A 17,442-nucleotide genomic window follows, 5' to 3' on the forward strand; every position below is an offset into this window, starting at 1 on the left:
CCGCCGGGGTCACCAGCTCAGCACCCGCAGCCGCGCCCGCTCCCCGGCGGGTCGCGCCTGCCCGCGCAGCTCGGGCACGGCGTCGCGCAGCACCGAGATCCCGAGCGGCACGAGCACCAGGCACAGGGCGGCGCCCGACAGGACGCCGTCGACCAGCTCGCTCCTCTTCAGCACGCCGGTCCACAGCCACCCGGAGAACACGAACAGCGCGAGCCGCCCGGTGCCGAACACGCCCGAACGGAAGGCGGCCGCGCCGAGGACCAGCGTCCCGAGGTAGAGGCCGAAGGCCGCCGAGACCGGCACCCGCCAGGGCCCGTAGGAGATGTCCGCATACAGGTCCATGACGATCGCGGTCGTCCGCTCCAGCCCGAGCGTCCCGACGAGCCGCAGGGCCGTCTCGTCCACCCCGGCCCAGTACAGGCGCGAGAACAGGCCCACGACCAGCAGCGCGCCGCCCAGGAGGGCCGCCCGGGGCGAGCGCGTGGCGACCACCCTGGCCAGCGTGGCGAAGGCCAGGCACAGCACGATGGCGCCTGCCGTGTAGAGGGCGTACCCGGCCGTGGCGAGCCCGGGGTTCACGACGTACGCGGCCAGTTGCTCGGGCGCGGCGAACGGCTGCGCGGCGAAGGACGCCCGCTGCTCCGGTGTGAAGTCCGCCGTGCTCCACGCCAGATGACGCAGCGCCAGCCCGGTGAACCACAGGAGCGGTCCGAGCACCAGGGCGCCGCCGCCGAGGAGCCGCCCGGGAAACCAGGCGTTGTGGTGGACCGACGGGGGAGTGAGAGTGATCGATGACATGACGCTCACCCTGGCGTGCGGGAGAAGACCGCCGCACCTGCCGTTCGTCAGGTGCGGGATACCTCTTTCGTACTGGCGGAGAGTCTTTTCGGAGTGCGTGAATGGCAGCCGTCAGGATCGGCCTCAATCGGGTTGAATCCATCCGGGCAGCGCGTCGTCAGGGACCGAAGCTCCAGACGTTGCCGATCGGGCGCCCGCCGCGTCGCAGGACGGTGCCGAGCAGCGCGGTCAAAGCTGGTGGGGTGGAGGAGACGGCCGGGGAATAGGCAGGTTCCGTCGTGGAGGTGGCGAGCGGTGCCATCGCTGCGCGGGGTGGGATGTTGGTTGATCAGGTCTGCGAGCGGACCGGGAAGAACGACGTTCGCGGCGCCGAGGCTGAGCTCGGTGAGTCCGTGGGCGTGCCCGTACACCGTCCGGCCAACCCGGAAATTGGCCGGCAATTGGCCACGTGCCAACGCACAGAACGACCTTGGAGGACGCCACCCTCGCAGACCCGACGACCGGCTGAAACGCCTTCTTCAGAGTGCGAAAAGCGCATCAGGTGCTATTCGTCCCCTTTTCAGTTCATCGAGATGTGCACGTGGTCGTAGTGGTTCTCGGTGATGCTGCCGCGGTCGGACATCGTGCGCCAGCCGCTGCCGGAGTTGATGCGCTGCTTCCAGATCACGTACTTCACGCCGAGCTTGTCCTTGTTCTGCAGCGCCCACTCCGCGAGGCGGTCGCCGAGCGCGTTGTTGGCGGCCGTGGGCATGCTGCCGCCGGTGCTCATCATGAAGTCGCAGGCCCGGCCGAGCGGGTGCTCGCCGCTGGAGCCCCCGCGGAAGCAGCCCACCGTGAACGGCAGCGCGAAGTTCTTCTCCACCTGGGCCTTCATCAGCCGCGTACGCGGGGTGATGTTGTCGGTGCCGCCGGGCAGCTCGGGCGCCCACGTGCCGTTGGACTTGCGGCCCGTGGCGACCGGCACCAGGTCCTGCAGCTTCTTCTCGATGTCCTTGATGACGTCCTCGGCCTCGCGGCGCTGGCCGGCGACCGTGGCGGCGTCCGACTTGATCTTGGCCGTCAGCGCGGCGGCCTCCTCGCTGGCCTTCTTGCGCTCGTCACGGGCCTGGGCCACGCTCTGCACGACGGCCTGCTGCTCGGCGGTGAGCTGTTCGAGCAGGGCCGCGCTGCCGCCGTTGCTGGGCAGCATGAAGCCGGGCAGCGACGGGTCGATGTTCTGGTAGCGCAGGCGGGCGATCTCGGCGACCCGCTGCTCGGCCGCGGCCAGCGTCTGCTCGGCGGCGGCCAGCTTGGCCTGGGCGTTCTTGGCGGCCTCCTGCGCCTCGGCCAGCTCGACCCGCTTCAGGTTGTACTTCTCGATGAGCTTGTCGACCTTGTTGTTGAGCTGCTTGAGCTGGGCGCGGAGCTCGGACTCGGTCGGTTTGGGCGCGGCCGTCGCGACGTTCGCCGGGAGGATGGCGAGGGCGGCGGCGGTGACGAGACCGATGGCAAGTTTCGCGGGGGACGAAGCCGCCACGTAAGAGTTCCTCTCCCTCTGCCGGCCGGGTTAGCTGACGGGTTCGGGCATGGAGCTCCCTACCGCTGTCGCGGATTCACCCCAAGGTGCGGATTGGGTCCCCGGCTCCCGGGCGACGCGCCCGGGATTAGGCGGGCGGTCGGCCGGGTTACGGCCGCCGCATATGGGGATATTAGTGGTAGATCACGAGTCATGCGACCTTAAGTAGAAATCTATTAGTGATCAATCTGTGACCGGAGCATACGCGCCGCTTCCTCCGGGCGTACGTCGTTCACGAACGCCCCCATCGCCGACTCCGAGCCGGCCAGGTACTTGAGCTTGTTCGGCGCCCGCCTGATGCTGAACAGCTCCAGGTGCAGGTACGCCAGCTCCCTCCCCGTGCGCACCGGTGCCTGGTGCCAGGCCGAGATGTACGGCATCACGACCCCGAACAGCCCGTCGAACGCCCGCAGCACCGAGGTGTAGAGCGGTGCGAACGCGGCCCGCTCCGCCTCCGTCAGCGCCGCCAGGTCGGGCACCTGCCGGTGCGGATATACGTGCACCTCGAACGGCCAGCGCGCCGCGGCGGGCACGAAGGCCGTCCACAGCTCGTTCGCGGCCACCACCCGCGTGCCCGCGGCCCGCTCGGCGGCCAGCACGTCGGCGAACAGGTTGCCGTTGTACCGCTGCGCGGCGCCGAGCTGCAGCTTCGTCCTCGGCGTGACGTACGGGTAGGCGTAGATCTGGCCGTGCGGGTGGGCGATGGTGATGCCGATCTCCTCGCCCCGGTTCTCGAAGCAGAAGACCTGCTCGACGCCCTCGATGGCGGACAGCTCCGCCGTGCGGTCGGCCCACGCCTCCATGACCAGCTCCACCTGGTCGTCGGAGAGCCTGGAGAAGGAGGAGTCGTGGTCGGAGGTGAAGCACACCACCTCACACCGCCCCACTCCCGGCCGGACCCCACTCAGCCCGCCCACATCCTCATAAGTCCCCAAATTTCCGGAAAAAGAGGGGAAGCGGTTCTCGAACACGACCACGTCGTAGTCGTACGACGGGATCTCCGTCGACCGCTCGTCGGTCGACGGGCACAACGGGCACTCGGCCGTGCCGCCCGTGGGCAGGAACGTCCGCGTCTGCCGGTGCCCCGCGATCGCGATCCACTCCTCGGTCAGCGGGTCGTAGCGCAGCTCGGAGGCCGGCGGCCGGGGCTCGAGGGGCCGGCGGTCGATCGCGCTCCTGTCGGCGTCGTCGCGCCGGTCGAAGTAGATCAGCTCCCGTCCGTCGGCGAGATGGGTGATGGTGCGCTTCACGAGCCCTCCGCGATGATCAGTTCGCCGACCCGTTCGGCCAGCTCAGTGCGTGCTTCCTCGGGCAGGCCCGCGTCGCTGACGACCACGTCGGCCTCGCTCAGCTCCGCGATCGTGCTGATGCCCACGGTGTTCCACTTCGTGTGGTCGGCGGGGACGACCAGCCGGGTCGCCGCCGCCACCAGCTCCCTGTCGGTCTCCGACTCCAGCAGGTTGGGCGTGGTGAACCCGGCCCGGACGCTCATCCCGTGCACGCCGAGGAAGAGCGTGTCGACGTGCAGGCGACGGATCGCGGCCACCGCGACCGGCCCCACCAGCGCGTCGGACGGCGTGCGCACGCCACCCGTCAGCACGACCGTCCGGTCGGCGCGCGGGTTGCGGTGGAAGACCTCGGCGACCGGGATCGAATTGGTGATCACGGTCAGCTCGGGCACGCCGATCAGGTGGTGCGCCAGCGCCCACGTGGTGGTGCCCGCCGACAGCGCGACGGCCGTGCCGGGGCGGACGAGCGTGGCCGCCTGCCGGGCGATGGCCTCCTTCTCCTGCTGCTGGCGGGCCGACTTGGCGGTGAAGCCGGGCTCCTCGGTCGAGCCGGGGCCCAGGGCGGTCGCGCCGCCGTGCACCTTCTCCAGCAGGCCGCGCTCGGCCAGCACCTCGAGGTCGCGCCTGATGGTCATGTCGGAGACGCCGAGCTCGCGTACGAGGTCGGCCACCCGTACGCCGCCGTTGCTGCGGACGCGTTCGAGGATCGCCTGCTGACGCTGCTGTGCGAGCACACCCGCTCCTTCCAACACATTCCACCAAATTATGACACGGATTTGTTGGGGAATGTTAGTTCGTGCGGAACGCTTGCGCTGGTCAGCGTGCCGGGAGACGTTGAAGGCGCAACCGGTGCCGATCAAGCGGAGGCGAGCTCATGGCCAGACGCGCACGTAAGGGCAGGGCACGCAAGAAGAAGAAGGCCAACCACGGCAAGCGCCCCACCGCGCGCTGACCTGCCGGGTGGCCGCCCGCGCGGCCACCCGGCGGCCTATCGCAGCCCCTATCCGTGCAGCCCCTATCCGTGCAGCCCCTATCCGGGCAGTTCCGTGAGCGCCAGGTCGATGCGCTCCTGCGGCAGCGAGTAGTCCTCCAGCTCATCGGCCAGATAGCGGTCGTAGGCGGCCAGGTCGAAGTGGCCGTGACCGCACAGCGCCGTCAGGATCACCTTCTCCTCGCCGCTCTCCTTGCAGCGCAGCGCCTCCGCGATGGTCTCCGCCAGCGCGTGCGTGGGCTCGGGCGCCGGCAGGATGCCCTCGGTGCGCGCGAACCGTACGCCGGCCGCGAAACATTCCCGCTGCGACCGGGTCACCGCCTCGAACAGGCCCAGCTCGTACATGTGCGACAGCAGCGGCGACATGCCGTGATAGCGCAGGCCGCCCGCGTGGATCGGGTCCGGCACGAACGAGTGGCCCAGCGTGTGCATCTTCAGCAGCGGCGTGAACCCGGCCGTGTCGCCGAAGTCGTAGGCGTACGCGCCGCGCGTGAACGACGGGCAGGCCGCCGGCTCGACCGCCCTGAACTCCGTCGCCAGCCGCCCCGCCAGCTTCTCCCGCAGGAACGGGAACGACAGGCCGGCGAAGTTCGAGCCGCCGCCGGTGCAGCCGATCACCAGGTCCGGCATCTCGGGCAGCTGCGCGAGCGCCTCCTCGCCGATCACCGTCTGGTGCATGAGCACGTGGTTGAGCACCGAGCCGAGCGCGTAGCGGGCGTCGGGATTCGCGCCGGCCACCTCCACCGCCTCGCTGATCGCGATGCCCAGGCTGCCGGGCGAGTCGGGGTCGTCGGCCAGCACCTTGCTGCCCGCCCCGGTCACGGGGGAGGGGCTCGCGTGCACGGTCGCGCCGTACACCTGCATGAGCGAGCGCCGGTACGGCTTCTGGTCGTACGATGCCCGGACCATCCAGATCCGGCACTCCAGATCGAACTGGGAGCACGCGAACGCCAGCGCAGAACCCCACTGCCCCGCGCCCGTCTCCGTGGTGAGCAGGCGCACCCCCTCGCGCGCGTTGTAGTACGCCTGCGGCACCGCCGTGTTCGGCTTGTGCGAGCCCGCCGGGGAGACGCCCTCGTACTTGTAGTAGATCCTGGCCGGCGTGCCCAGCGCCTTCTCCAGCCGGCGCGCCCGCATCAGCGGCGTGGGCCGCCACAGCCGGTAGACGTCCAGCACCTCCTGCGGGATCGGCACGAACCGCTCGCCGCTCACCTCCTGCCCGATCAGCTCCATCGGGAAGAGCGGCGCGAGGTCGTCGGGGCCCACGGGCTGCCGCGTGCCGGGATGCAGCGGCGGCGGAGGCGGTGCGGGCAGGTCAGGGATGATGTTGTACCAGTTGCTGGGGATCATCGCCTCAGTGTGCGCCGCCGCGTCCGCGCGTACCAGTACCGTCGGGCACCAGCACGGCGAGGCGCGCCGGATGGTCCGATCGCACCACCACGTCCGCGCCGCGCTGCGGGTCGGCCTCGCGCTCGTACCGCTCGTACGCGGGCAGCCGCCACCGCTCGTCCACCGGCGTGCCGCGTTCGAGCGCGCCCCGCGACAGCCACAGGTGCACGCTCACCTCGAACGCCAGCCCGCGCCCCAGCAGCAGCGTCCCGTCGACCAGCACCACCCCGCCGGGCGGCAGCTCCTCGTACGCCGCCCGGTAGGCCCGGTCGATGGAGCTGTCCCACAGCGCCGGCAGCACCCGGCCGGTCTCGCTCGCGTCCAGGACCTCCCTGCGCAGGGCCTTCACGTCCAGCCAGTCGTCGTAGAAGGCGTCGGGGTCGGTCCTGCCGTACTCCAGCCGCAACGAGGCCGGTCGCAGGAAGTCGCCTGCCGACACCCGCACCACCGGCCGCCCGCGCAGCCGCAGCGGCGCGACCAGCTCGTCGGCCAGCTCCTCGGGCCGCGCCGCCGGCGCACCGTCGACGGCCACCCGGACGCGATCGGCGGGCGGACGGCCGGAGATCAGCTCGGCCAGCTCCTCGACGAGAGCTTCACGGGAGATCGGTCGCGCACGCATCGCCTCCACCCTACGAGCCCGCGCTTTCATGACGCCCGCGGCCACTTCACCACGATCGAGCAAGGGTGCGGACATGAGGAAGGCCAGGCACCCCGGGTGGGGCTGACCTGGCCTTTTCGCCGTAGAGAGCGGACGACGGGAATCGAACCCGCGTAGCTAGTTTGGAAGACTAGGGCTCTACCATTGAGCTACGTCCGCGCGAACCGGTCGAACTCTGGTCTAGACTTCATCCGGTCGTCAGGGCGTAAGCGTACCGGAGTCCCGGAGCGTATGCGCACTCGGCGAGACGGGGCGTGGCGCAGCTTGGCAGCGCGCTTGCTTTGGGAGCAAGAAGTCGCAGGTTCAAATCCTGTCGCCCCGACCAGCTCGAAGGCCCATCCCGGATAGGGAGGGGCCTGTCGTGCTTCAGAAGCACACTGGCGCTACCCACGTCACCGACCGGCCTTGAGCAGAACGGTGTAGGTAGGTGCACCCCATCGGGTAGCTGGCGCGATTCTCCCCCTACGCCGGCGCTTCTAGCGTCGGAGGTAGCCGATCGAGGGGAGAGAGCATGACGGTCGTACAGAGACGCGGCTCCGGACGGGTCGCCAACGTCGTGCTGTGGGTGCTGCAGGTCGCGGTGGCGGGGTTCTTCATCATGAGTGCGCTGGGGAAGTTCACCGGGAGCGAGCCGGCCGCGTCCACGTTCGAGGCGATCGGGTGGGGTGACTGGTTCCGTCACCTGACCGGGGTCCTGGAGGTGGCAGGGGCGGCAGGGCTGGTGGTGCCGGTGCTCGCGGGCGTGGCGGCGCTGGCGCTCGTGGCGCTCACGGCGTGCGCGGCGCTGACGGAGGTGCTCCTGTTCGGCGGGCTGCCGGTGCTGCCGCTTGCCGTGCTCGTCCTGTGCGCGGTGATCGCCTGGGGTCGCAGGGACGCGACGGCGCGCCTGTGGGCGCTGGTCGCCGGGCGCTGAGGGGCCATGGAGCTGTTCGCCGGCGTCAGCACCAGAAATAGTGATAAATCGGGATAAGGTCGGTCAGCGTGACCGACACCAGAACCATCCCTCCCCTGACCGGCGACGAGCGCACCATGCTCGGCAACTGGCTCGAATGGCACCGCGGCACCCTAGCCGTCAAGTGCGCCGGTCTCACGGACGACCAGCTGCGCCTGCGCTCGGCGGAGCCGTCCGAGTTGTCCCTGCTCGGCCTCGTCAGGCACATGGCCCACGTCGAACGCGTCTGGTTCCGCAACGTGCTCAACGGCGAGGACCTGCCCAAACTCTGGGACAAGGACCGCGACAACGACGCCGACTTCAACGAGGTGGACACCGCCTCGGTGAAGGAGGCGTTCGCCACCTGGCAGGAGGAGATCGAGCACGCCCGCGCCATCTCGGCCGCCAAGCCGCTCGACGCCGTCGGCGACCGTAAGGGGCGCGACTGCACGCACCGCTACATCCTGGTGCACATGATCGAGGAGTACGCCCGCCACAACGGCCACGCCGACTTGCTGCGCGAGCGCATCGACGGAGTGATAGGCGAGTAGCGGAGAGAGCGGCGGTTCAGGCGTCGGCGCGGAACAGCGCCCAGACGGCCTTGCCGCCGCGCGCCAGCGGGTCCCAGCCCCAGCACTGGCTGTAGGTCTCGACGATGTAGAGCCCGCGCCCGTTCTCGGAGATGAAGTCGGGCTCCTTGGGCGTCGGCACCTCGTCGCTCGGGTCGGCCACGGCCAGCAGCACGTGCGGCGTCACCCGCATCAGCAAGAGCTCGATCTCGCGCCGCCCAGCGGCGTACATCGCGTACCTGACGGCGTTGGTGACCAGCTCGGAGACCACCAGGGCGGCGTCGTCGCTCAGCTCGTGCAGGCCCCAGCCGCGCAAGGTCGAGCGGGTCACGTCCCGTGCGGTCTTGACCGAGTCGGCCTGGAAGGGGAGCGGGCATGCGGTGGTGTACGGCTTACCGCCCATGAGCAGGTGATCGAAGCCCACCTCACGGGTGATCTGCAGGCAGTCGGCAGTGGCCAGAGGGTCCTCCACCATGCTGCCGATACCTCCCCGTAAAGCCTTGGTCAGTGCATGTATGGCCCAATATGCACTAAGCCATCATGGGTCACGAACGCGGCAGCTGCAAGACCCAAATGCACGTGCAGGTGCAATGTGCAGGCGCAAGCGGCGTTTTCGGGTCAAAAGTCATGGAATCGGACACCCGGTTGAGACCTTGTCATACCCGGCAGTGTGGTGTCACTGTGTGTGCGGACCTTGATAGGAGGCAAAGTGACGCAGAACCAGCCGGGTTCCGGACCGACGGCGCTGCGCATCCTCCTGGGCTCCCAGCTGCGCAAGCTCAGGGAAGCGAAGAACGTCACTCGTGAGGAGGCCGGCCACATCATCCGCGGGTCGGAATCCAAGATCAGCCGGATGGAACTCGGCCGGGTGGGGTTCAAAGAACGCGACGTGGCGGACCTGCTGACCTTGTACGGGGTCATGGATCAGCAGGCCCGTGCCGCCGTACTCGATCTGGTCTCCACCGCCAACGAGCCGGGCTGGTGGCACCGGTTCAACGACGTCCTGCCCACGTGGTTCCAGGCGTACGTCGGCCTCGAGGAGGCCGCCGCCAGGATCAGGACCTACGAAGTCCAGTTCGTGCCGGGACTGTTGCAGACCAAGGAGTACGCGAGGGCTGTGGTGACCGCCGGGGCGGCGGGCATCGGGGCGGAGGAGATCGCCAGGAGGGTGGACCTGCGTCTGGAGCGCCAGCGCATGTTCGACAGGCCCGACGGGCCCGTCTTCTGGGCGGTGATCGACGAGGCCGCGCTCAGGCGGCCCATCGGCGGGATCGAGGTGATGAAGGCGCAGATCGAGCACCTCATCGACCTCATGCGCCAGCCGAACATCACCATCCAGATCATGCCGTTCAGCTTCGGCGGGCACAGCGCGGAAGGAGGCGCGTTCAGCATCCTGCGCTTCCCCGACACCGACCTGCCCGACGTCGTGTACGTGGAGCAGCTGGCCAGCGCGCTCTACCTGGACAAGCGTGAGGATGTGGACCGATACACCGAGGTGATGGAGCGGTTGTGCGCCGTGAGCACCACCCCGGATGAGACGATCGAGCTGTTGAGGACGATCGCGGACGAGTTCTGACTCGCGTTTCTCGTAGCGGTGGCGTCGTGGTTGGGTGTGCATCTGCCCTAGACTGGCCATCGGCGTTGGATGCCGCCGTGGCGGAGCATGCCCAACACCGCTCATGTGGGCGCGGCGCGTGAGCCGTACCGAATGGACGCGCCCGCGATCACTCGTAGCTTGATCAAGGAGACCATTCCGTGAAGACCGCTGTCGAGGAGCTCAGCCCGACCCGGGTCAAGCTCACTGTCGAGGTGCCGTTCGACGAGCTGCGCCCGAGCATGGATGCGGCGTACAAGAAGGTCGCGCAGCAGGTGCGCGTCCCCGGGTTCCGGCCTGGCAAGGTTCCGGCCCGCATCATCGAGCAGCGCTTCGGCCGGGCGGTAGTGCTGGAGGAGACCCTCAACGACGCGGTGCCCAAGCTGTACGGCCAGGCCGTCGACGAGGTCGACGTGTTCCCGGTCAGCCAGCCGGACATCGAGGTGACGAAGATCGACGACGGTGAGCAGATCGAGTTCACCGCCGAGGTCGACATCCGGCCCAACTTCGACGTCCCCGACTACCAGGGCATCGAGGTCACGGTCGACTCCGCCGAGGTCTCCGACGAAGACGTCGACGCCCAGCTCGACGCGCTTCGCCAGCGGTTCGCCACGCTCACCGGCGTCGAGCGGCCCGCCGCCACCGGCGACTTCGTCGTGATGGACCTGCGTGCCGAGATCGACGGCCAGAACATCGAGGAGCAGCAGGCCAACGAGGTCTCCTACGAAGTCGGCGCCGGCTCCGTGCTGCAGGGTCTCGACGCCGCGCTCGAGGGCATGTCCGCGGGCGAGGAGAAGAGCTTCAAGACCGAGCTGGTCGGCGGCGAGAACGCCGGCGACGAGGCCGACGTGATCATCAACGTCAAGTCGGTCAAGGAGAAGGTGCTGCCCGAGCTCGACGACGAGTTCGCCCAGCTCGCCAGCGAGTTCGACACGCTCGACGAGCTCAAGGCCAGCATCCGCGAGCAGGCCCGCCGCAACAAGCTGATCGACCAGGTCGTCCAGGCCCGCGAGAAGTCCCTCGACGCGCTGCTCGAGAAGATCGACATCCCGCTGCCCGACAGCGCGCTCAAGGCCGAGGTCGACGCCCGCAAGCACAACCTCGACCACCAGATCGCCGAGAGCGGCCTCAGCCGCGACGCCTTCTTCCGCCTCTACCAGACGACGGAGGAGGAGCGCTTCGAGGAGTTCGAGAAGAACTCCGCGCGCGCCATCAAGGTCGGCTTCGTGCTCGACAAGATCGTCAAGGCCGAGGAGCTGGGCGTCTCCGAGCAGGAGCTGACCAACTTCGTCGTGCGCCGCGCCATGGAGATGGGCGTGCAGCCCAACGAGCTGGCCCAGCACCTCGCCGACAACGACCAGCTGACGCTGGCCATGGTCGAGATCGTGCGCGACAAGGCCAAGTCGGTCCTGGGCGACGCCGCCAAGGTCGTCGACACCGACGGCAACGAGGTCGACCTCAAGGCGATCTACACCGAGATCAACGGTGAGCAGGTCGTCGAGGAGGGCGAGGACGAGTCCGCCGAGGACGCCAAGCCCGAGGCCTGACGCCTCACCGCTTTCACGCGAAGGCCCCTGGGATCTCCCGGGGGCTTTCGCGTGCCCGCCCCTCCACCGGCGCTGAGGCAGCCCAGCACGCGCCGCGGGCGCTAACGGCGTACGAGAGCCGACTCGGGTGTCCGACCGCCTCAGGGGCCGTCTCAGCGCTTCCGCGGAACCGCTCGTAAAGACACGAAAGCCGCCGGGAACAACGGCAAACGCGACGCCCGAACATGCGCCGTCAGCGAACAGCACCAGGGACCGGGCATGAGCTGTAGGCAGCGCGCGTTAAGGTCACAAGCAAAGCCAATCGATTACGACGCATCGGAAGGTGACGCTGTGACCAGCCCGCCGACCTTCTATCAGCCTGAGTCTCGAGGCCGTGAGAACGGCTCCGCCTTCCGGCTTGAGGACCAGCTCTACCAGCGCCTGCTCCGCGAGCGCATCATCGTGCTCGGGCAGGAGGTCAACGACGAGATCGCCAACCGCATCTGCGCCGAGCTGCTGCTGCTCGCGGCCGACGACCCCGAGCGCGACATCACGCTCTACATCAACTCGCCGGGTGGCTCGGTGAGTGCCGGCATGGCCATTTACGACATGATGGAATACGTGCCCAATGACGTTTCCACTGTGGTGATGGGCATGGCGGCATCGATGGGGCAGTTCCTGCTCACGGCCGGGGCGCGGGGCAAGCGCTACGCTCTGCCGCACGCCCGGGTGATGATGCACCAGCCGTCCGGCGGCATCGGTGGCACCGCCGCCGACATCGCCATCCAGGCCGAGCAGATGCTCTATGTGAAGAAGACGCTGGCCGAGCGCATCGCGTTCCACACCGGGCAGCCGCTGGAGCAGATCGAGTCCGACTCCGACCGTGACCGCTGGTTCACGGCCGAGGAGGCCAAGGACTACGGCTTCATCGACCACGTGGTGCGCAGCGCGCGTCAGGTGCCCTCCGCGGGCCCGGTCTCCTAGGGGGAGCTGACATGAACATCCAGAGCCGTTACGTTCTCCCCTCCTTCGTCGAGCGCACGTCATACGGCGTGAAGGAGATGAACCCGTACAACAAGCTCTTCGAGGACCGCATCATCTTCCTCGGAGTGCAGATCGACGACGCGTCGGCCAACGACGTGATGGCCCAGCTGCTGACGCTGGAGTCGCTCGACCCCGACCGTGACATCAGCATCTACATCAACTCGCCCGGCGGCTCCTTCACCGCCATGACGGCGATCTACGACACGATGCAGTTCGTCCGGCCGGAGATCCAGACCGTCTGCCTCGGCCAGGCCGCCTCCGCCGCGGCCGTGCTGCTGGCCGGCGGCACCCCGGGCAAGCGGTTCGCGCTGCCCAACGCCCGGGTGCTGATCCACCAGCCGTCCACCGAGGGCGGCGGCCAGGGAAGCGACATCGAGATCCAGGCCCGCGAGATCCTCCGCATGCGCACGCTGCTGGAGGACATCGTGGCCCGCCACACGGGCAAGCCCTCCGCCGACATCCGCAAGGACATCGAACGCGACAAAATTCTCAACGCGGACGAGGCAAAGGCGTATGGTCTGATCGACGACATCATCCCGTCCAGGAAGAAGCGAGCTCAGGCCGTGGCTTCCTAGACGAGACGTGACGCACCGGGGCGCTGCCCAATAGGGCACGTTCCGGTGCGACTCGCCGCTAGGGGGCTCACTGAGGGCCCAGAAGACGGTAACGTCGAAACCTGAGCGGTTCGGCCTAGTCCGGAGAATGTCCGGAGACACTGCTCTCGTGAGCAGGGCGGTCCCACGCAAAGGAGTATCTGGGGTGGCACGCATCGGCGACGGGGGAGACCTGCTGAAGTGCTCTTTCTGCGGGAAGAGTCAGAAGCAAGTCAAGAAGCTCATTGCCGGTCCAGGCGTCTACATCTGCGATGAGTGCATCGATCTCTGCAACGAGATCATCGAGGAGGAGCTGTCCGAGTCTTCCGAGCTCAAGTGGGACAACCTGCCCAAGCCGAGGGAGATCTACGAGTTCCTCGACGCCTACGTCATCGGTCAGGACAAGGCGAAGAAGGCTCTCTCGGTGGCGGTGTACAACCACTACAAGCGGGTGCAGTCGGGCGACCGGGGCAGAGACGACGGTCTCGAGCTGGCCAAGAGCAACATCCTGCTGCTCGGGCCCACGGGTTCGGGCAAGACGCTGCTGGCGCAGACCCTGGCGAAGATGCTCAACGTGCCCTTCGCCATCGCCGACGCCACCGCGCTCACGGAGGCCGGCTACGTCGGCGAGGATGTCGAGAACATCCTGCTCAAGCTCATTCAGGCCGCCGACTACGACGTCAAGAAGGCCGAGACCGGCATCATCTACATCGACGAGGTCGACAAGATCGCCCGTAAGAGCGAAAACCCGTCGATCACGCGCGACGTGTCCGGTGAGGGCGTGCAGCAGGCGCTGCTGAAGATACTGGAGGGCACGACCGCCTCGGTGCCTCCGCAGGGCGGCCGCAAGCACCCGCACCAGGAGTTCATCCAGATCGACACCACCAACGTGCTGTTCATCTGCGGTGGGGCGTTCGCCGGTCTGGAAAAGATCATCGAGTCGCGCATCGGCAAGAAGGGCATCGGCTTCAACGCCATCATCCGCTCGAAGGAAGAGGTCGACACGGCCGACATCTTCGGCGACGTGATGCCGGAAGACCTGCTCAAGTTCGGCATGATCCCCGAGTTCGTCGGCCGGCTCCCGGTCATCACCTCGGTGCACAACCTCGACCGCGAGGCGCTCATCCAGATCCTCACCGAGCCCCGCAACGCGCTCGTCAAGCAATACCGCAAGCTTCTCGAGCTCGACGGCGTCGAGCTCGAGTTCACCGACGGCGCCCTCGAGGCCATCGCCGACCAGGCGATCCTGCGCGGCACCGGCGCCCGCGGCCTGCGCGCCATCCTGGAGGAGGTGCTCCAGTCCGTCATGTACGAGGTGCCCTCCAGGCAAGACGTCGCCCGCGTCGTCATCACCCGCGAATCGGTGATCGAGCACGCGATCCCGACCCTCGTCCCGCGCGACCAGCTCGCCGCCAAGCAGCAGCGCACACCACGCGAGAAGTCGGCCTGAGCGCCACCAGTCAGATCGGCAACGCCCCGTGGTCACCGGCCATGGGGCGTTCCGCTTTCCCGTCTCCCTAGAATTGGTCACTGTGACAACGCCAGAGCTGCCTACTCAATACACACCGGCCGACGTCGAGACCCGCAGCTACGAGCGCTGGGTATCCGAAGGCTACTTCCGCGCCGACCCGGGCAGCTCGCGCGAGCCGTACAGCATCGTCCTCCCGCCGCCCAACGTGACGGGCGTGCTGCACATCGGGCACGCCCTCGACCACTCCATCCAGGACGCGCTGACGCGCCGCGCCCGCATGCAGGGGCGCGAGACGCTCTGGCTGCCCGGCATGGACCACGCCGGCATCGCCACCCAGAACGTCGTCGAACGCGAGCTGGCCAAAGAGGGCAAGTCGCGGCACGACCTCGGGCGCGAGGCGTTCGTCGAGCGCGTCTGGGAGTGGAAGGAGGAGTCCGGCGGCCGGATCCTCGGCCAGATGCGCAAGCTCGGCGACGGCGTCGACTGGTCCCGTGAGCGGTTCACGATGGACACGGGGCTGTCGCGAGCCGTACAGACGATCTTCAAGAAGCTCTTCGACGAGGGGCTCATCTACCGCGCCGAGCGCATCATCAACTGGTGCCCGCGCTGCCTGACCGCGCTGTCCGACATCGAGGTCGAGCACAGCGAGGACGAAGGCGAGCTCGTCTCCATCCGCTACTCCGACGAGATCGTGGTGGCCACCACCCGCGCCGAGACCATGCTCGGCGACACCGCCGTGGCCGTTCACCCGTCCGACGAGCGTTACGCCCACCTGGTCGGCACCATGGTCGAGGTGCCGCTGACCGGGCGCATGATCCCGGTGGTCGCCGACGAGCACGTCGATCCCTCGTTCGGCACCGGCGCCGTCAAGGTGACCCCCGCCCACGACCCCAACGACTTCGAGATCGGCCGCCGGCACGACCTGCCGGCGATCACCGTCATGGACGAGCGCGGCGTGATCACGGCGCACGGGCCCTTCGAAGGGCTCGACCGCTTCGAGGCGCGCCCGGCCGTGGTGGCCGCGCTGCGCGCCGAGGGCCGCGTCGTCGCCGAGAAGCGCCCCTACCTCCACTCCGTCGGCCACTGCTCGCGCTGCAAGACGGTGGTCGAGCCGAGGCTGTCGCTGCAGTGGTTCGTCAACGTCGCGCCGCTGGCCAAGGCCGCGGGCGACGCCGTGCGCGACGGGCGCACCCGCATCCACCCGCCGGAGATGGCCAAGCGCTACTTCGACTGGGTCGACGACATGCACGACTGGTGCATCTCCCGCCAGCTGTGGTGGGGCCACCGCATCCCGGTCTGGTACGGCCCCGGCGGCGAGGTCGTCTGCGTCGGCCCCGACGAGGAGCCGCCCGCCGGTTACGTCCAGGACTCCGACGTCCTCGACACCTGGTTCTCCTCCGGCCTGTGGCCGTTCTCCACGATGGGCTGGCCCGATTACACGCCCGAGCTCGAGCGCTTCTACCCGACCTCGGTGCTGGTGACGGGCTACGACATCCTGTTCTTCTGGGTCGCCAGGATGATGATGTTCGGCCTGTACGCCATGGACGGCGAGCCGCCGTTCCGTGTCGTCGCGCTGCACGGCATGGTCCGCGACCAATACGGCAAGAAGATGTCGAAGTCGTTCGGCAACGTGGTCGACCCGCTCGACTGGGTCGATCGCTTCGGCGCCGACGCCACCCGCTTCACGCTCCTGCGCGGTGCCAACCCCGGCGCCGACGTCGCGGTGAGCGAGGAGTGGGCGGCCGGCTCGCGCAACTTCTGCAACAAGATCTGGAACGCCACCCGCTTCGCCCTGATGAACGGCGCGGCTGTGGGGTCGCTGGAGGGCGCCGAGCTGACGGCGGCCGACCGGTGGATCCTGTCGCGGCTGCAGACGGTGATCACGCAGGCCGACGCGGCGTTCGAGGAATTCGAGTTCGCCAAGGCGTCCGACCTGCTCTACCACTTCGCCTGGGACGAGGTGTGCGACTGGTACCTCGAACTGGCCAAGATCCAGCTCGGCGAGGGCCTGGAGCACACCCGGCTGGTGCTCGGCCACGTGCTCGACGCGCTGCTGCGGTTGCTGCATCCGCTGGTGCCCTTCGTGACCGAGGAGTTGTGGCGGGCCGTCACCGGTGGCGAGTCGATCGTGGTGGCCCCGTGGCCCGCGGCCGATCCGCGCTACACCGACCCCGCCGCCGAGGCCGAGATCGAGGCGCTGCAGGAGCTGGTGACGGAAGTCCGCCGGTTCCGCTCCGATCAGGGGCTCAAGCCGGGCCAGAAGGTGGCCGCGCGGCTGGGACTGGCCGGCACGTCTCTGGCGGGCCAGGAGAGCGCCGTACGCTCGCTGCTGCGCCTCACCGACCCCGGCGAGTCGTTCAGCACCACCGCGCGCCTGACGGTGAGCGGCGTGAGCGTTGAGCTCGACACCGCCGGCGCCATCGATGTCGCGGCCGAGCGCAAGCGGCTGGAGAAGGACCTCGCGGCCGCCCGCAAGGAGGCCGCTCAGGTGGCGGCCAAGCTGGGCAACGAGCAGTTCATGGCCAAGGCGCCCGAGAACGTGGTCGCCAAGGTCAGGAGCCGCGCCGAGCAGGCGTCCGCGGACATCGACCGCCTCGAGGCACAGCTCGCCGCTCTGGGTGTTTAGACGGTACGCACGCAGGGAAGGTCCATTCGTTACCGAAGAGTGGACCTTCCACGCCTCAGAGGCTGCTAGAGTTTTCAACCGCAGGGCCGATCGGTCCTGACATCCCAGTGAACGAACCTCAACCCCCGGGTTGCGTCCGCCACGCGGTTGGACAAGAGCCGAAAGTTGGAGTAAGTTAGCAGGGTTGCCTCGAGAGGGGCGAAGTCCGGATGATCCCGGATCGGGCGGTTTGACAAGATTCGTCCGGATCTGGTAATCTGAAGGAAATGAAATGTGCGCCTCGCGCACTGGGGTCCCCCAAGGATTCTGGTGCGGATGTACGCGTCCGTTTCTTGAGAACTCAACAGTGTGTTAAAAGCCAGTGCATGATGCACAACCCCGTCATATTTTGACGGATTCCTTTGGTTG

15 protein-coding genes, 2 tRNA genes and 1 riboswitch are annotated in these 17,442 nt (G+C 68.3%); of the genes, 9 read left to right on the plus strand and 8 right to left on the minus strand.

Translation table 11 applies throughout. The features are described 5' to 3' along the window. Positions 1 to 9: 9 nt before the first annotated feature. From ABZW11_RS22715 to ABZW11_RS22745, 7 genes are all read right to left on the minus strand, one after another. A complete protein-coding gene (locus tag ABZW11_RS22715; RefSeq protein ID WP_355420211.1) occupies positions 10 to 798 on the minus strand; it encodes a hypothetical protein in 789 nt (262 codons plus the stop codon). A gap of 559 nt (positions 799 to 1,357) precedes the next feature. Further along, the gene (locus ABZW11_RS22720) at positions 1,358 to 2,314 is read right to left on the minus strand and encodes a hypothetical protein (RefSeq protein WP_355420214.1); all 957 of its coding nucleotides are present in this window, start codon (positions 2,312 to 2,314) and stop codon (positions 1,358 to 1,360) included. Between the two features lie 5 nt (positions 2,315 to 2,319). Continuing rightward, positions 2,320 to 2,458, minus strand: a riboswitch (cyclic di-AMP (ydaO/yuaA leader). Positions 2,459 to 2,529: 71 nt separating this feature from the next. Then, positions 2,530 to 3,603, minus strand: coding sequence for a galactose-1-phosphate uridylyltransferase (gene galT / locus ABZW11_RS22725; RefSeq protein WP_355420216.1), 1,074 nt, complete (start codon positions 3,601 to 3,603; stop codon positions 2,530 to 2,532). Beyond that, the gene (locus ABZW11_RS22730; protein ID WP_355420219.1) at positions 3,600 to 4,376 is read right to left on the minus strand and encodes a DeoR/GlpR family DNA-binding transcription regulator; all 777 of its coding nucleotides are present in this window, start codon (positions 4,374 to 4,376) and stop codon (positions 3,600 to 3,602) included. The genes galT and ABZW11_RS22730 overlap by 4 nt, the downstream gene beginning before the upstream one ends. Positions 4,377 to 4,672: 296 nt before the next feature. Beyond that, the gene (locus tag ABZW11_RS22735; protein WP_355420222.1) at positions 4,673 to 5,983 is read right to left on the minus strand and encodes a TrpB-like pyridoxal phosphate-dependent enzyme; all 1,311 of its coding nucleotides are present in this window, start codon (positions 5,981 to 5,983) and stop codon (positions 4,673 to 4,675) included. Positions 5,984 to 5,987: 4 nt separating this feature from the next. Next, a complete protein-coding gene (locus tag ABZW11_RS22740) occupies positions 5,988 to 6,641 on the minus strand; it encodes a uridine kinase (RefSeq protein ID WP_355420225.1) in 654 nt (217 codons plus the stop codon). 127 nt (positions 6,642 to 6,768) lie between these two features. Further along, positions 6,769 to 6,839: transfer RNA gene (locus ABZW11_RS22745), tRNA-Gly, on the minus strand. A gap of 89 nt (positions 6,840 to 6,928) precedes the next feature. Here ABZW11_RS22745 and ABZW11_RS22750 point away from each other — a divergent pair. The 3 genes from ABZW11_RS22750 to ABZW11_RS22760 all read left to right on the plus strand — a co-directional run bounded on the left by ABZW11_RS22750 (position 6,929) and on the right by ABZW11_RS22760 (position 8,162). After that, positions 6,929 to 7,005: transfer RNA gene (locus ABZW11_RS22750), tRNA-Pro, on the plus strand. Positions 7,006 to 7,191: 186 nt separating this feature from the next. Then, positions 7,192 to 7,593, plus strand: coding sequence for a DoxX family protein (locus ABZW11_RS22755; protein WP_355420227.1), 402 nt, complete (start codon positions 7,192 to 7,194; stop codon positions 7,591 to 7,593). Between the two features lie 68 nt (positions 7,594 to 7,661). Next, positions 7,662 to 8,162 carry a DinB family protein gene (locus ABZW11_RS22760; protein WP_355420230.1) on the plus strand — a complete coding sequence of 167 codons (501 nt, stop codon included), beginning with the start codon at positions 7,662 to 7,664 and terminating at the stop codon, positions 8,160 to 8,162. A 16-nt stretch (positions 8,163 to 8,178) separates the two neighbouring features. Here the strand turns inward: ABZW11_RS22760 and ABZW11_RS22765 are convergent, their stop codons facing one another. Beyond that, the gene (locus tag ABZW11_RS22765; RefSeq protein ID WP_355420232.1) at positions 8,179 to 8,655 is read right to left on the minus strand and encodes an ATP-binding protein; all 477 of its coding nucleotides are present in this window, start codon (positions 8,653 to 8,655) and stop codon (positions 8,179 to 8,181) included. Positions 8,656 to 8,889: 234 nt separating this feature from the next. Here ABZW11_RS22765 and ABZW11_RS22770 point away from each other — a divergent pair, with 234 nt between their 5' ends. The 6 genes from ABZW11_RS22770 (at position 8,890) to ABZW11_RS22795 (ending at position 17,034) form a co-directional block, all read left to right on the plus strand. Further along, entirely contained in the window at positions 8,890 to 9,756 is an 867-nt protein-coding gene (locus ABZW11_RS22770) for a helix-turn-helix transcriptional regulator (protein WP_355420235.1), read from the plus strand. Between the two features lie 179 nt (positions 9,757 to 9,935). Next, the gene (tig, locus tag ABZW11_RS22775; protein ID WP_355420238.1) at positions 9,936 to 11,321 is read left to right on the plus strand and encodes a trigger factor; all 1,386 of its coding nucleotides are present in this window, start codon (positions 9,936 to 9,938) and stop codon (positions 11,319 to 11,321) included. A gap of 330 nt (positions 11,322 to 11,651) precedes the next feature. After that, positions 11,652 to 12,284, plus strand: coding sequence for an ATP-dependent Clp protease proteolytic subunit (locus tag ABZW11_RS22780; RefSeq protein ID WP_043640066.1), 633 nt, complete (start codon positions 11,652 to 11,654; stop codon positions 12,282 to 12,284). Positions 12,285 to 12,295: 11 nt separating this feature from the next. After that, entirely contained in the window at positions 12,296 to 12,919 is a 624-nt protein-coding gene (locus tag ABZW11_RS22785) for an ATP-dependent Clp protease proteolytic subunit (RefSeq protein WP_355420241.1), read from the plus strand. 184 nt (positions 12,920 to 13,103) lie between these two features. Then, positions 13,104 to 14,387: an ATP-dependent Clp protease ATP-binding subunit ClpX gene (clpX, locus tag ABZW11_RS22790; RefSeq protein WP_043640058.1), complete on the plus strand. Its 1,284-nt coding sequence runs from the start codon at positions 13,104 to 13,106 to the stop codon at positions 14,385 to 14,387. 82 nt (positions 14,388 to 14,469) lie between these two features. Beyond that, positions 14,470 to 17,034, plus strand: coding sequence for a valine--tRNA ligase (locus ABZW11_RS22795; RefSeq protein ID WP_355420245.1), 2,565 nt, complete (start codon positions 14,470 to 14,472; stop codon positions 17,032 to 17,034). Positions 17,035 to 17,442: the final 408 nt, after the last annotated feature.

This window comes from Nonomuraea sp. NPDC004580 (genome assembly GCF_040609855.1).
Lineage (GTDB): Bacteria > Actinomycetota > Actinomycetes > Streptosporangiales > Streptosporangiaceae > Nonomuraea > Nonomuraea salmonea.

What these genes read in the sequence shown, in the direction of transcription:
- ABZW11_RS22715 (WP_355420211.1), bottom strand. Translation starts at nt 798, where the DNA reads ATGTCATCGATCACTCTCACTCCCCCGTCGGTCCACCACAACGCCTGG.
- ABZW11_RS22735 (WP_355420222.1), bottom strand. Translation starts at nt 5,983, where the DNA reads ATGATCCCCAGCAACTGGTACAACATCATCCCTGACCTGCCCGCACCG.
- ABZW11_RS22740 (WP_355420225.1), bottom strand. Translation starts at nt 6,641, where the DNA reads ATGCGTGCGCGACCGATCTCCCGTGAAGCTCTCGTCGAGGAGCTGGCC.
- ABZW11_RS22755 (WP_355420227.1), top strand. Translation starts at nt 7,192, where the DNA reads ATGACGGTCGTACAGAGACGCGGCTCCGGACGGGTCGCCAACGTCGTG.
- ABZW11_RS22765 (WP_355420232.1), bottom strand. Translation starts at nt 8,655, where the DNA reads ATGGTGGAGGACCCTCTGGCCACTGCCGACTGCCTGCAGATCACCCGT.
- ABZW11_RS22785 (WP_355420241.1), top strand. Translation starts at nt 12,296, where the DNA reads ATGAACATCCAGAGCCGTTACGTTCTCCCCTCCTTCGTCGAGCGCACG.